The organism is Enterobacter cloacae complex sp. 6730903, assembly GCF_048283985.1.
GTDB lineage: Bacteria > Pseudomonadota > Gammaproteobacteria > Enterobacterales > Enterobacteriaceae > Enterobacter > Enterobacter hormaechei_C.
In genome coordinates this window covers 53,489-67,982 of record NZ_JBLVXX010000003.1, presented here as the reverse complement: position 1 = coordinate 67,982, position 14,494 = coordinate 53,489, and the positions used below count along the sequence as shown (strand labels likewise).

The following is a 14,494-nucleotide window of genomic DNA, read 5'->3' as shown; positions in this document are numbered from 1 at the left end:
AATTACTCGCTGACGGTCACGCTTGTGATCACAACGTCTTCTTTAGGAACGTCCTGATGCATACCGCTGCGGCCAGTAGAAACGGCTTTGATCTTGTCGACCACGTCCATCCCTTCAACCACTTCTGCGAATACGCAGTAGCCCCAGCCTTGCAGACTTTCGCCAGAGAAGTTCAGGAAGTCGTTGTCCGCTACGTTGATGAAGAACTGTGCGGTCGCAGAGTGTGGCGCCTGAGTACGGGCCATGGCCAGCGTACCACGGGTGTTTTTCAGGCCGTTGTTCGCTTCGTTTTTGATCGCTTCTTTCGTCTCTTTCTGGCGCATGCCAGGCTCGAAACCGCCGCCCTGGATCATAAAGCCGTTGATCACACGGTGGAAAATAGTGTTGTTGTAGAAACCTTCGCGGCAGTAGTCCAGGAAGTTTTTAACTGTTTCAGGCGCTTTGTCATCAAAGGTTTTGATTACGATATCGCCATGATTAGTGTGGAAAGTAACCATTTTTGCATCCTGTTCCGTTATTGTGGTGCGTCGACCCGTGCTCGGGTCACATATAGGGGCTTGTTATAGCATAACCACAGGACACGATCACCTTGCATTGTGTGCTGACCGTACTCCGAAATATGGGTATTATAAGGAACAAACAATCCACACACGTGTTTACATGGAATCTTCGATGTTAAAAATCTTTAATACAATGACGCGCCAAAAAGAGGAATTTAAACCTATCCATGCCGGGGAAGTCGGCATGTACGTGTGTGGTATTACGGTTTACGATCTCTGTCATATCGGCCATGGCCGTACCTTTGTCGCGTTCGACGTGGTGTCACGCTACCTGCGCTTCCTGGGCTACAACCTGAAGTACGTGCGCAACATCACCGACATCGACGACAAAATCATTAAACGTGCTAATGAAAATGGCGAAAGCTTTGTCGCGCTGGTGGATCGCATGATCGCCGAAATGCACAAGGATTTTGATGCCTTAAATATTCTGCGCCCGGACAGCGAGCCGCGTGCGACCCACCATATCCATGAAATCATTGATATCACCCAAAAGCTGATCGAGCGCGGTCACGCCTATGTGGCGGACAACGGCGACGTGATGTTCTCGGTGCCGACGGACCCAACCTACGGTGCGCTTTCCCGCCAGGATCTGGACCAGCTCCAGGCCGGTGCGCGCGTGGACGTGGTGGACGTGAAGCGTAATCCGATGGACTTCGTGCTGTGGAAAATGTCCAAAGCGGGCGAACCGAGCTGGCCCTCCCCGTGGGGCGAAGGGCGTCCGGGCTGGCACATTGAATGTTCCGCGATGAACTGCAAACAGCTGGGCAACCATTTCGACATCCACGGCGGCGGTTCGGATCTGATGTTCCCGCACCACGAAAACGAAATCGCGCAGTCCACCTGTGCCCACGGCGGCGAGTACGTGAACTACTGGATGCACTCCGGGATGGTGATGGTTGACCGCGAGAAGATGTCGAAATCGCTGGGTAACTTCTTCACCGTGCGCGACGTGCTGAAGTATTACGACGCGGAAACCGTGCGCTACTTCCTGATGTCTGGCCACTATCGCAGCCAGCTGAACTACAGCGAAGAGAACCTGAAGCAGGCGCGCGCTGCGCTGGAGCGTCTGTATACCGCACTGCGCGGCACCGACAAGTCTGTTCCGGCCGCAGGCGGCGAGGCGTTCGAAGCCCGCTTTGTTGAGGTCATGAACGACGACTTCAACACCCCGGAAGCCTACTCCGTGCTGTTCGACATGGCGCGTGAGGTGAACCGCCTGAAGTCAGAAGATATGGCGGCGGCCAATGCGCTAGCGTCTCATCTGCGTAAGCTCTCTTCCGTGCTCGGCCTGCTGGAGCAGGAGCCGGACGTGTTCCTGCAAAGCGGCGCGCAGGCGGACGACGGCGAAGTAGCGGAAATTGAAGCACTGATTAAAGCGCGTCTGGAAGCGCGTCAGGCGAAAGACTGGGCGGCGGCGGATGCAGCGCGTAACCGTCTGACCGAGATGGGCATTATTCTGGAAGATGGCCCGCAGGGAACCACCTGGCGTCGTAAGTAATTTTCCCCTCACCCTAACCCTCTCCCGCAGGGAGAGGGAATTGTTAGGTTTTCTCCCTCTCCCCGTGGGAGAGGGCCGGGGTGAGGGCATCAGCGCGCACGTTTTCGCCACCACAGCAACCCCATCAGCACCATCCCCGGCAGCCACACCCACAGCAGTTCTGAAATGATTACCTGATGCCCGTACGGCGTGGTATAGCGTGACAGCGCAAACGGCGCGACCTTAATCACCTGCCACGGCGCAAAGAAGCGCTCATCTGACCACGGCCACAGCCAGCCGACGCCTTTCCCGCCGGTGGTGATCGAATCCAGCAGGCTATGCGACAGCAGCGACACGGTTAAAAACAGCCAGCAGCGCATCAGGCTGGCCCTGAACCATCGTCGGCCTGCCAGCACGCAGAGTATCGGCACCACCAGGGCAAACAGTAGCGAATGAGTGAAACCGCGATGGCCGAAAATATTCCCGTAGGCGACACCGAATTTAAACGCCAGCACGTCGGCATCGGGCAGCATGGCGAGGACGATCCCGGCAAACAGCAGGCGGGGTGGGATGACTTTAGTTCCGAGCCCTAAGCCCAGACACAGAGGTACGGCAGCGTGGGTGATAACGGTAGGCATTGCATTTATCCATGGCAAATCATGGGAATATAGCAGCAGATCCGCCGCAGCAAACCTGTGCTAAATTCTGATTTTACGCCGATTCCCGCGCGATAAGCTGCCCGGAGAGGGTAATGCGCTGCGTTTGCAGATCCGGCTCTTTCAGCCTGCGGATCATCAGCCCTGCCGCCTGGCGGCCGGTCTCTTCGCTGGCAGACGAAACGTAAGTCAGCGACGGCGATGTAAGGTTAACGTGGAGCATATCTTCAAAACCGATCAGCGCCACCTGCTGGGTTAAAAACACGTCTTTACCCACCGTGCGCCCCACTTGGTGAATACCGGAGATCGAACCGATCATCGCGTCCGGTGAATGGCAGAGCAGGGCGGTAATCGTGTTGTTCTTCTCCAGCAACTGACGAGTCGCCATGGCCGCCGCCTGCGTGTCATCGGTGCAGGCGGGTGAATATTCCTCACGCCAGACCAGGCCGTTCTGCGTCATCGCGCTGCGAAAACCAAGCAGGCGCTGCTCGCGGATACGGCACCCGTCGCGCCCGCCAATGTAGGCGATGTTGCGGTGCCCGCGCTCGATAAGATAACGCGCGGCCAGGTTCGCCGCCTGGCGGTTATCGCGCATCACCAGGTTGCATTTCTCTTCCAGCAACGACTGCGAAACCGCCACAAGCGGCAGCGGGCAGTGGCGAATGTGTTCCGGGAGAGAGGCGGCGCGGGTGTCCGACGCCAGGTAGATGACGCCCGCTACGCCCTGCTGCTTAAACGAGAGCAGGGTACGCTCAAGATGTTCGCCGTCGTTCAGCGGCTGACCGAGAAAAACCATATAACCCTGCTTCTCCAGCTCCTGAACGATGCTCGCCATCACCTTGATGGAAAAGCTGTCGCTGAAGTCGCGCAGGATCAGGCCGATTAAGTTGGAGGTGTTGGCGCGAAGATTGGCAGCGGCGACGTTATGAACATAGCCCAGCGTTGTGATGGCGGCATTGACCTTCCCGATCGTCGCCTCTGAGATCTTCCCTTTCTGGCGCAGCACCAGCGAAACGGTAGAAACCGACACGCCCGCATGCTTTGCGACATCAATAATGCTGACTTTCTTCAAAACCGCTCCCTGAAATTTCCCGATTATCAGCCAGATAAGAGGCGTCCCCCAGCGTACAGGAGACGCCTCCTTCAGGCATCTTATTATTTGCCAATCATGGTGGACATGGTCTGGGCGATAAACTGTGCTCTGGCCCCGAAAATCACCTGTATCCCGTTGTCGCCCACGAACACCACGCCGCGCGCGCCAAGCCCGTTCAGCCCGTCCCGGTCCACCGCTTCGCTCTTCGCCACTTCCAGACGCAGACGCGTGATGCAGGAGCCGACGGAATCAATGTTCTGCGCACCGCCCAGCAGGCCGATGATTTCGGTGGCAAGTTCGGAATCGGACTTGTCATTCGCGCTGGCGGTCACTTCGGTGCGGCCCGGCGTTTTCACGTCGAAGCGACGGATCACGAAGCGGAAGGTGAAGTAGTAGATCAATGCCATCGGAATGCCGATGATAATGGCGCTCAGGAAGTTGGTCTGATAGCCGTTAAACGACGGCAGGATCCCGAACGACAGGTAGTCGATAAAGCCCGCCGAGAACGATTTGGCGATATGCGCATGCAGCAGGTACATGGTCATGTACGCCAGGCCCGCCATGATGGCGTTGAAAACGTAGAGAATAGGAGCCACGAAGATAAAGGTGAACTCCACCGGCTCGGTGATGCCCGTCAGGAAGCAGGTGAGCGCCGCAGAGAACAGAATACCGGCCGCGATTTTCTTATTCTTCGTGTGCGCTTCGTGGTACATCGCCAGGCACGCCGCAGGCAGCGCGAACAGCATCAGCGGGAACTCGCCCTGCATGAATTTCCCGGCGTTCTGGTAGGTGTCGCTGCTGAAGGATTTCACTCCCTCTTCCAGCATCTTGAACCAGATGGTCTGGTCGCCGTGGATCACCTGGCCCGCCTGGGTGGTGTAATCCCCGAACGAATACCAGAAGGAGGGATACCAGATATGGTGCAGGCCGAGCGGGATCAACGCGCGCTCCACCAGCCCGAAGATAAAGGTCGAGGCCGCCTGGTTATCGCCATTCACCACCACGGACAGGGCGTCGATGCCGGACTGAATATGCTGCCAGACGTACGGCAGCAGCAGGCCGAGCAGGAACGACAGAAACGCCGTCGCAATCGCCACAAAGCGCTTGCCGGAGAAGAAGCCGAGGAATTCCGGCAGTTGCATGGTGTGGAAGCGGTTGTAGCACCAGGCCGCAAGAATACCGCAGATCAGGCCGCCAAAGACGCCCATCTGCAACGTCGGAATGCCAACGACCATGGCGTATTTCCCGCCCTGAGAGGCCATTTCCGGCGTGATGCTCAGCACGGTGCTGATGGTGATGTTGGTGACAAACACGGAGACCGCCGCAGAGAGTGCGGCAATGCCGGATTCCGAAGCCAGACCGACGGCAGAGCCGATGGCGAACAGCATCGGCAGGTTATCAAAGATAACCCCGCCGGCGTTCATCATCAGCGGCAGATGGAACTTATCGCCGAAGGCCAGCAGCAGGCCCGCAGCGGGAAGCAGTGAAATTGGCAGCATTAAGGCGCGACCAATCATCGATAACTTAGACAGCGATTTAACAAACCCTGATATCAGGCTCATGCTGATTTCCCCCGAGTAGCGCTTTTTTCGCGCTGTTATTGTAAGTAGAACGTTTTAGTAGAACGTTCTACTTATCGTGGGGAAAGTCTGAAAATCGCGCAACTTAATTTTCACATTTCGCCAGAGGGAATAGTGATTATTTGAAGTTGATCGATAATTAACCGTGATGGGTGTGAGGGGATTGTGAGAGAAATTGCCGGGTGGCGGCTTCGCCTTACCCGGCCTACAAACGGAAACAGTACGTAGGCCCGGTAAGCGCAGCGCCACCGGGCATCAGACAGCTTACGCCGTCACGGTCACGCTCTGTCCTGCAAAGCTCACGGTCTGACCCGCGACAATTTTGCAGCGCTTGCGGGTTTCCACCGCGCCGTCTACTTTTACCTGCCCGTCGGCGATGACGATTTTCGCCTGCGCGCCGCTTTCGCTCCAGCCTTCCAGCTTCAGCAGATCGCACAGCTCAACGTGCGGGTGTTTACCTAAAGAAAAAGTTGCCATGATTACGCGTCCTCTACGTCGTGATACTCCTCGCACGCCTGCAAGGTATTCTGAATCAGTGTTGCTACCGTCATCGGGCCTACGCCGCCCGGAACCGGAGTAATATAGGATGCGCGCGCTGCGGCATCTTCATACACCACGTCGCCGACCACTTTGCCGTTTTCCAGACGGTTAATACCCACGTCCACGACGATTGCGCCCTCTTTGATCCACTCGCCCGGAATAAAGCCCGGCTTGCCGACCGCAACGATCAGCAGATCGGCGTTTTCGACGTGGTGACGCAGGTTTTTTGTGAAGCGGTGGGTAACGGTGGTGGTACAGCCCGCCAGCAGCAGCTCCATGCTCATCGGGCGGCCCACGATGTTGGAGGCGCCAATCACCACGGCGTTGAGGCCATAGGTATCGATGTTATAACGCTCCAGCAGCGTCACGATGCCGCGCGGAGTACACGGACGCAGGCGCGGCGCGCGCTGGCACAGTCGGCCCACGTTATACGGATGGAAACCGTCAACGTCTTTGTCCGGCGCGATACGCTCCAGCACCTTCACGTTGTCAATGCCCGCAGGCAGCGGCAGCTGTACCAGGATGCCGTCGATCTCTTTATCGGCATTCAGGGTGTCAATAAGTTCCAGCAGTTCCGCTTCGCTGGTGGTTTCAGGCAGATCGTAAGAGCGGGAGACGAACCCCACCTCTTCACATGCTTTGCGTTTGCTGCCGACATAAATTTGCGAAGCCGGGTTGCTGCCAACCAGCACAACGGCCAGCCCGGGGGCGCGAAATCCGGCGGCTTTACGCGCCTTCACTTTTTCCGCAACCTCAGAGCGCACCTGCTGCGCAATCGTTTTACCGTCAATAATCTTTGCTGCCATCAGAGAGAAGATTCCGTCTGTAACGTTAGAAAGGGGGGGATTGCCTGTATTTTGTCAGAAGCGAGCGCCGCTGTCAGTCACCCTTTACGAGATTTCATCGATGGCCTGCAAAATCCCTTCTCAGGGCATGGTCAATTTCTTAGAGGTGATTAGGATGTGACCTGGCAAAATGGCAGCGTTTTGACATATTACGAAATAGATTCCTGAGCTACTTTGTCCTCTCCGAAATAAGCCTTCAATTTTTTAATTGAACGTATTTCTTATTCCCGAATATGCGCGGGAAGGGTTATTTACATTTTAAAGGAATAGACATGAAACTCAGCAACATTGCTTCTACTGTTATTGCAACTCTGGCCCTGGTCGCGGGTGCCGCTCACGCAGAAGATCCGGTAGCGCCTGTATCTGTAAACGGTGGTACGGTGCATTTTAAAGGTGAATTAGTGAATGCCGCGTGTTCAGTGAATACTGACTCTTCAGAGCAGACAGTTAATCTTGGCCAGTACCGTACCGCGAAATTCACTAAAGTGGGTGACACCACCTCCAATATTCCGTTCACCATCGAACTGAACGACTGCGATCCTGCGGTAGCGAAAACCGCTGCTGTCGCGTTTACCGGCCAGATCGACGCCACCGACAAAACGCTGCTGGCGGTAAGCTCCGGTAACAACGACAACTCCGCGAAGGGCGTAGGTATTGAGATCCTCGACAGCAAATCCTCCACGCTGACCCCGGACGGCGCCACCTTCTCTGCGGCGCAGAACCTGATTGAAGGGACTAACACCCTGAACTTCACCGCGCGCTATAAAGCCACGGCGGCGACCACCGAGCCAGGCCAGGCAAACGCGGACGCAACATTCGTAATGAAATACGAGTAATGCCTGAGTACAGGGATGTGGCTGGCCTCAGGGAAGAGGTCTTTTGATCGCCTATACCGGGAGCGAAGGATGACAAGGACTGGGATACTGCTGTGCGCCCTTGCGATTGCCCCAGCGGTAAACGCACATACCGTGGTCATTGACGGCGGCAAACTACACCTCAGGGGAGAGCTGGTTAACGGCGGCTGCGCCGTGGCCCCGGACAGCCAGAATATGCGCGTGGATATGGGGCAATACCGCACAAACGCCTTTTCCGGCGTCGGCAGCTTTTCCACGGTTAATGTGCCTTTCACCGTACGTCTGCTGGATTGCAGCGTGGACGTCTCCCGCACCGTGGGGATCCAGTTCCAGGGAGTGACACCGGCAGAAGACCCGCAGGTTTTCCTGGCGACATCGCGGCCGGGGGAAAATGCGGTCAGCAGTGGTGTCGGGCTGGCGCTTTTTGACGAACAGCAACGTCAGATCATCCCGAACGCGACGGCGGTGAGCTGGTTACCCATTAACACCCGCGAGCTGGTATTTCATTTCAGCGCCCGCTACCGGGCAATTTCCGAACACCTTGTACCAGGCACTATTCAGTCGAATGTCTGGTTTACGTTGATTTATCCCTGACGCCTGCGAACTAATTATTAAAGGTACGGTTGTGATGAACACCCTGATTAAACCTGGACTGTTTTTAGCTTTTATTTTGATGATGGTTTCTGCCAGCGCGAATGCGTCCGGCGGAATTGCGCTGGGCGCGACGCGCGTTATTTATCCGGCCGATGCCAAACAAACGTCGCTGGCGATCACCAACAGCAATAAACAAGAGCGCTATTTAATTAACGCGTGGATAGAAAATGCCAACGGGCAAAAGGAAAAAACCTTTGCCGTCACGCCGCCGCTGTTTGTCAGCGAGCCGGCCAGCGAAAACACCCTGCGCATTATCTACGCAGGCCCGGCGCTGCCTGCCGATCGCGAATCGCTCTTTTACATGAACGTCAAAGCGATTCCCTCCGTCAGCAAAAAACATCAGGACGGCAACAACGTCCTGCAACTGGCTATTCTGTCACGCATCAAGCTGTTTGTTCGCCCGGCTAACCTGGCGATGCCGCCGGAAGAGGCGCTCTCACAGCTGCGTTTCGAGCACGTCGGCAACCATCTTAAGGTGAGCAATGCCTCGCCGTATTACGTCACGCTGGTCAATCTGAAGCTCGGCGGTCAGACGCTGGATAACCTGATGGTTGCTCCTAAAAGCTCGGCGCAGCAGGTGCTGCCTGCCGCCGCGAGCGGCACGCTCTCCTGGCAGAGTGTGAATGACTATGGCGCCATTACGCCGGCGCGTAGCGTCAGCCTGTGAGCAGAGACAGGGCGATGAACACTCAATGGCGTTACTGCCCGGTTGCGCTGGCACTGATGGCAACGCTCTGGCCACTCGCTGGCTGGGGCGAAAGCTACTTTAACCCGGCGTTTCTCTCCGATGACACGGCGAACGTGGCGGATTTGTCGCGTTTTGAAAAAGGCCACCAGCAGGCACCAGGCGTCTATCGCGTCGATATCTGGCGTAACGATGAGTTTATCGGCACGCAGGACGTGCGGTTTGAGCAAGCTGACAACACGCCGCCGGTCGCGGGCGGTTTGTCGCCGTGTATAACGCGCGCGATGCTCGATCGCTTTGGCGTCAATATCGCCGCCTTCCCGGAACTGAGCAACGTGCAGGGCGATACCTGCGTTCCGCTCACCACGGCGATTCCGGGTAGCGAAACGGCGTTCAACTTCGCCTCGTTGCGCCTGAACGTCAGCCTGCCTCAGGTGGCGATGCAAAACAGCGCCCGCGGGTATATTCCGCCTGAACAGTGGGATGAAGGCATCCCCGCCGCGCTGCTGAACTACAGCTTTACCGGCAACCGGGGCAGCGACGACGACAGCTACTATCTGAACCTGCAAAGCGGGTTGAACTATGGCGCCTGGCGATTACGCAATAACGGCGCGTGGCGTTATACCGAAAGCAACGGCCAGCGGCACAGCAGCTGGCAAAATATTGGTACCTGGGCGCAGCGTACGATCATCCCGCTGAAAAGCGAGCTGGTGCTTGGCGACAGCAACACCGGTAACGATGTCTTCGACAGCGTCGGCTTTCGCGGTGGTCGTCTCTATTCGTCCGACAGTATGTACCCGGACAGCCTGCAAGGTTACGCGCCTACCGTGCGCGGAATCGCCCGCACCCCTGCCAAAGTAGTGATCCGCCAGAACGGATACGTGATTTACCAGAGCTATGTGCAGCCGGGGGCTTTTGCGATAACTGACCTTAACCCGACCTCCTCAAGCGGTGACCTGGAGGTGACGGTGGAAGAGAAGGACGGCAGCCAGCAGCGCTACACCGTTCCGTATTCCACCGTTCCGCTGCTCCAGCGTGAAGGACGCTGGAAATACGATCTGGTGGCAGGGGACTATCGCAGCGGCAACAGCGAGCAGGACACGCCGTTCTTCACTCAGGGTACGATGATTGCGGGTCTTGCCGACGGCTACACGCTGTACGGCGGAACGCAGCTGGCCTCGCGCTATACCGCCATCGCCATTGGCGCGGGTAAAAACCTCGGTGACTGGGGGGCGGTTTCACTTGACCTCACCCATGCCCGCAGCCAGCTTGCCGATGACAGCCGCCATGAAGGGCAGTCCCTGCGGTTCCTGTACGCCAAATCCCTTAACGGATTCGGCACCAACTTCCAGCTGCTGGGCTATCGCTACTCGACCAAAGGCTTCTACACCCTCGACGATGTGGCCTGGCGCACAATGGAAGGCTACCAGTATGGCGACGATCAGGACGATGACGGCGTGCCGGACGTGCAGAGCTATCACAACCTGACGCTGAATAAAAAAGGGCGTTTCCAGCTCAATATCTCCCAGTCTCTCGGCGATTACGGCTCGGTGTACGTGTCGGGCAGCCAGCAAAGTTACTGGGGCACCAGTGAATCCAACGTCTGGTATCAGCTCGGCTACGCGGGCGGGGTGAAAGGGATCAGCTACGCCTTATCCTGGTCGTGGAACAAGGCCGTCGGCATTGACGGAACCGACCGGATCGCCTCGTTCAACGTCTCCGTCCCGTTCAGCCTGTTTACCCGTCACGGCTACCGTCGCGATAACGCCATCGACCGGGCCTATGCCACGGCCTCAGCCAGCCGCAACAGCGACGGTGATACCAGCTGGCAGACCGGGATTAGCGGAACGCTGCTCCAGGATCGTAACCTGAACTACAGCGTCACGCAGGGTCACACCAGCAATAACGGTGCCAGCGGCAGCGCCAGCGCTAACTGGCAGGCGACGTACGGCACGCTGGGCGTGGGCTACAACTACGCCCGGGATCAGCACGACCTCAACTGGCAGCTCTCCGGCGGCGTGGTCGGGCATTCAGACGGCATCACATTCAGCCAGCCGCTGGGCGATACCAACGTCTTGATCAAAGCGCCGGGCGCGTCAGGCGTGAGCGTCGAAAACCAGACCGGCGTCAAAACAGACTGGCGTGGCTATGCGGTGATGCCGTACGCCACGGTGTACCGTTACAACCGCGTGGCGCTCGACACCAACACCATGAGCAACAACACCGACATTGAAAATAACGTTTCCAGCGTCGTACCGACGAACGGTGCGCTGGTTCGCGCCAGTTTTGACACCCGCATCGGCGTGCGTGCGCTGCTCACCGTGAAGCGTGATAACCAGCCTGTACCGTTTGGGGCGGTGGTGCGTGAGACGCAGAGCGGCGTAACCAGCATGGTGGGAGATGACGGTCAGATTTACCTGAGCGGGCTGCCGCTGAGCGGAGAACTGCTGATTCAGTGGGGAGACGGGAAGCAGTCCCAGTGTCGTGCGCCCTACAGCCTGCCAGAACAGAGCCTGCAACAGGCGATCACACTTAAGGGGATCCGCTGTGAATAAAATCCATTATCTGGGGCTATCCCTGCTGGCGTTTTTGCCGCTATCTGAGGCCTTCGCCACCGTCTGCGTCAATGAAAATGGCGTGCCGACGGAGGTGTATTACGACCTGACGGATAAATTCAACAGTTCCAATAACCAGGTGGGGCAGATTGTCACGCTCAGCGAGAAGTCCCAGTGGGTGGGCGTCAACGCCGTCTGCCCTAAGGGAACCACCGGGAACACCACCAAGCGCAGCTATGTTACCGATTTCCCGGTCACGGGCACCAGCGATGGCTACCAGTATCTGAAGCTTAACGACTATCTGGACGGGGCGATGAAAATCACCGACAGCTACGCTGGCACGTTTTATCCGCCCAAAAGCTACATTCAGATGGGGAGCCACCCGAATGTGTCTAAAAACAAACCGTTTGGCGTACAGGATTCCAGCCTCGTCTTCCGGCTTAAAGTGACCCGACGCTTTATCAATATGGTGGTGATCCCCCGGGCGACCATGTTCCGGGTTTACGTCACCACGACCTCCTCGGATCCGCTCACTACGCCGGTTTATACCATCAGCTACAGCGGGACCATACAGGTGCCTCAGAGCTGCGAAATTAATGCCGGGAATGTGGTGGAGTTCGATTTCGGAGACATCGGCGCCTCCCTGTTCAGTAAAGCAGGCATCGGGAATAAGCCGGAGGGGATCTCAGCGCAAAGCAAAACCATCGGCATCAAATGCACCAACGTCGAGGCGAACGCCATGCTCACGATGCGTGTTGAAGCGGAGAAGGTTTCAGGCAGTACGCTGGTTTCCGATAACGCGGATGTGGGTTTTGTGATTGCCAACAGTAATGGCGTGCCGCTGACGCCCAACAACCTGACCAGCAAAATCCCGTTCCGTCTGGACGACAGCGCTCAGGCGCAGGTGGGGATCCGCGCGTGGCCCGTCAGCGTAACCGGTAAAAAACCTGCCGAGGGGCGTTTTACCTCTCGCGGCTATTTACGCGTCGACTACGACTAAGGAGCAGGTATGCGAAACGGAATGCGGTATTTAGCCGTCGCGCTCTTTGCGCTTTGCTCCCCTGCACACGCAGAGACGGCGCTTGGGGAAATTAACATTCAGCTTTACGGCAATATCGTGGATTTTACCTGCGTGGCGGAGGGGGACGACAGCAATAAAACCGTCACGCTCGGCACCTGGCCCACGAAACAGCTTCGCACAACGGGGAGCCGGACGCAGCCTGTACCGTTCACCCTGAAGCTGACCGGATGCCCGCCGGGGGCGGCTTCGGTCACATTTACGGGGAAGATGGACGGGCATGACAACAGCCTGCTGGCGTTGAATGATGCCAGCGCGGCCAGCAACGTGGCCGTGGAGATCCTCGACCGGGATAAAACGCGCCTCGCGTTGCAGCAGGCCAGCCAGACGGTGGCGGTGGATGCGCAGGGAAATGCCGAACTGTCGTTTTATGCCAATTATATCGCCACGGCGGATAACCCGCAGCCGGGCCGGGCTGACGCCGATGCAACGTTCATGATTAATTATAATTAATCGTATCCACTCTCCCTGTAACGGTTATATGTTGCAGGGAGAGGGTAGGATTACAGTAATTCGTGCGCTTTCGCGTAATCAATTAATTCAACGATACTTTGCACGCCCAGCTTGGAAAAGATATTAGACTTATGGGCGCTAATTGTTTTGTTGCTAAGTAATAATTGATCCGCAATCTCCTTATTAGATAATCCGTTCGCCAGATATCGCAGAACCGTCACTTCACGATTCGATAAAGGCATATCCACAGCGGCGCCCGTCCGCGAGCCCAGATGGTTTATAAAACTCAATGTTTCTGAGGGGAAGAAAGAATAGCCCGTCAGGATCATTTCCACCGCGTTATAAATTTCTCCCAGATCTTTTCGCTTACTGACAAAACCATTTGCCCCGGCGCGGATGGCGCGTCCTGCGTAGAAGGCTTCAGATTTCGACGAGAGGAAAAGAACCTTAATGTCTTTATTTAAGTTCCTGATTCTTTTCAGCAATACAAACCCATCCGTGCCCGTCATTTCAATATCGAGAATGACCAGATCAATGGGGTGGTTGCGTATACAGTCAAGCACTTCGTGGCTGTCGCCTGACTTCAGTTTGACCTGGATGTTTTTATTTTTCTGTAGCAGGACTTCTATCGACATTCTGACGATAGGGTGTTCGTCCATAATGATAACGGATGCCGGTTTCATTTTTTATGCCTCAGATTGTTAAAAGCGTTATGCTGAGTTTTGTTAAAACTCTCGAAAAGCCGGAAGGATAATTGCGCAGATCCTTGTACGGTAAATGTCCCTGGGAAGAGCGAAAGCATCCTTGTTTACGTAGTGGTGATATCAATGCCTCAGCGCAGTTATCTCATAAGGCTGGTTATGGCAAAATGATTTTTCTTATTAGTGTGTCAAACACGTCTTATTATACCGTTTAAGTATTGTCCGAAAAGCCTGTAAATTAATATCCATATATTGCTGATTATTATGTTCTGGATCTGAATCACTAACTTTTTAAAATTAGCAAAAATGTCCTGATATTGCATTTACCACACACTTTCATCTTTATGTAATAACAAAAAATAAACGATCTTACTGTATGTTGATCAAATGTTAACAATACGCAGACTATGACAGCCTGCATTTCGCCTGTCCGCCCTCCCTGAAATCCGCCATTTCGTGCGTCATCTCCCCGTTTCAAACGTCTCATGGCAAATTGCCGATCCCAACAACAGAACAGCACTATCTGCTGTTTTCTTCACCTCTCATCGCATTCTTTTACAGGTGAATCGCTTGTTTTTACACCATTATCATCCTGTTAACGGAAGCGCCAGAACCTTAACGCATGGATAAAATCACTCTCGTTGAGCGTACCGGCAGCATTTCGCATGGTTTAAGGCCAGGAATTAGGAATAGTTATAAAATCGAAAGTTTTGTTAAAAAACACAAAAATTTAACATATATCCTAAGTAATTTCCTAAAGGTC

Annotated in this window: 14 protein-coding genes; 7 read left to right on the top strand and 7 right to left on the bottom strand. The window is 55.6% G+C overall.

Going from position 1 to position 14,494, the window contains the following annotated elements; genetic code table 11:
* Nucleotides 1–2 precede the first annotated feature (2 nt).
* Nucleotides 3–497 (bottom strand): peptidylprolyl isomerase B, encoded by a 495-nt coding sequence (ppiB, locus tag ACNQ0W_RS02250; protein ID WP_000256009.1) that lies wholly within the window; start codon nt 495–497, stop codon nt 3–5.
* A 175-nt stretch (nt 498–672) separates the two neighbouring features.
* Between ppiB and cysS the strand changes: the two genes are divergently transcribed.
* Nucleotides 673–2,058, top strand: coding sequence for a cysteine--tRNA ligase (gene cysS, locus ACNQ0W_RS02245; RefSeq protein WP_022650518.1), 1,386 nt, complete (start codon nt 673–675; stop codon nt 2,056–2,058).
* A gap of 89 nt (nt 2,059–2,147) precedes the next feature.
* On the opposite strand, the gene ACNQ0W_RS02240 is transcribed toward cysS, so the two are convergent.
* From ACNQ0W_RS02240 to folD, 5 genes are all read right to left on the bottom strand, one after another.
* A complete protein-coding gene (locus ACNQ0W_RS02240) occupies nt 2,148–2,675 on the bottom strand; it encodes a metal-dependent hydrolase (RefSeq protein ID WP_062932267.1) in 528 nt (175 codons plus the stop codon).
* Nucleotides 2,676–2,748: 73 nt separating this feature from the next.
* Entirely contained in the window at nt 2,749–3,765 is a 1,017-nt protein-coding gene (gene malI, locus ACNQ0W_RS02235) for a Mal regulon transcriptional regulator MalI (protein ID WP_023296051.1), read from the bottom strand.
* 83 nt (nt 3,766–3,848) lie between these two features.
* On the bottom strand, nt 3,849–5,348 hold the full coding sequence (locus ACNQ0W_RS02230) for a PTS transporter subunit EIIC (RefSeq protein ID WP_003858916.1): 1,500 nt from the start codon (nt 5,346–5,348) through the stop codon (nt 3,849–3,851).
* 282 nt (nt 5,349–5,630) lie between these two features.
* Entirely contained in the window at nt 5,631–5,843 is a 213-nt protein-coding gene (ybcJ, locus tag ACNQ0W_RS02225) for a ribosome-associated protein YbcJ (RefSeq protein WP_017694378.1), read from the bottom strand.
* A 2-nt stretch (nt 5,844–5,845) separates the two neighbouring features.
* Entirely contained in the window at nt 5,846–6,712 is an 867-nt protein-coding gene (gene folD / locus ACNQ0W_RS02220; RefSeq protein ID WP_006809817.1) for a bifunctional methylenetetrahydrofolate dehydrogenase/methenyltetrahydrofolate cyclohydrolase FolD, read from the bottom strand.
* 311 nt (nt 6,713–7,023) lie between these two features.
* On the opposite strand from folD, the gene fimA reads away from it, so the two are divergent.
* The 6 genes from fimA to sfmF all read left to right on the top strand — a co-directional run bounded on the left by fimA (nt 7,024) and on the right by sfmF (nt 13,030).
* A complete protein-coding gene (gene fimA, locus ACNQ0W_RS02215) occupies nt 7,024–7,587 on the top strand; it encodes a type 1 fimbrial major subunit FimA (RefSeq protein ID WP_003858911.1) in 564 nt (187 codons plus the stop codon).
* 69 nt (nt 7,588–7,656) lie between these two features.
* Nucleotides 7,657–8,199 carry a type 1 fimbrial protein subunit FimI gene (gene fimI / locus ACNQ0W_RS02210; protein WP_062932266.1) on the top strand — a complete coding sequence of 181 codons (543 nt, stop codon included), beginning with the start codon at nt 7,657–7,659 and terminating at the stop codon, nt 8,197–8,199.
* A gap of 34 nt (nt 8,200–8,233) precedes the next feature.
* Nucleotides 8,234–8,926 carry a type 1 fimbria chaperone FimC gene (gene fimC / locus ACNQ0W_RS02205; RefSeq protein ID WP_062932265.1) on the top strand — a complete coding sequence of 231 codons (693 nt, stop codon included), beginning with the start codon at nt 8,234–8,236 and terminating at the stop codon, nt 8,924–8,926.
* A 14-nt stretch (nt 8,927–8,940) separates the two neighbouring features.
* Nucleotides 8,941–11,499: a fimbrial biogenesis usher protein gene (locus ACNQ0W_RS02200; RefSeq protein WP_062932264.1), complete on the top strand. Its 2,559-nt coding sequence runs from the start codon at nt 8,941–8,943 to the stop codon at nt 11,497–11,499.
* A complete protein-coding gene (gene fimH, locus ACNQ0W_RS02195) occupies nt 11,492–12,499 on the top strand; it encodes a type 1 fimbria D-mannose specific adhesin FimH (protein ID WP_047052839.1) in 1,008 nt (335 codons plus the stop codon). Before ACNQ0W_RS02200 ends, fimH begins: the two co-directional genes overlap by 8 nt.
* Before the next feature lie 9 nt (nt 12,500–12,508).
* Complete coding sequence (gene sfmF, locus ACNQ0W_RS02190) at nt 12,509–13,030, top strand: fimbria assembly protein (RefSeq protein ID WP_023296055.1); 522 nt, start codon at nt 12,509–12,511, stop codon at nt 13,028–13,030.
* Nucleotides 13,031–13,080: 50 nt separating this feature from the next.
* Here the strand turns inward: sfmF and fimZ are convergent, their stop codons facing one another.
* Nucleotides 13,081–13,713: a fimbria biosynthesis transcriptional regulator FimZ gene (fimZ, locus tag ACNQ0W_RS02185; RefSeq protein ID WP_003858901.1), complete on the bottom strand. Its 633-nt coding sequence runs from the start codon at nt 13,711–13,713 to the stop codon at nt 13,081–13,083.
* Between the last annotated feature and the right edge of the window lie 781 nt (nt 13,714–14,494).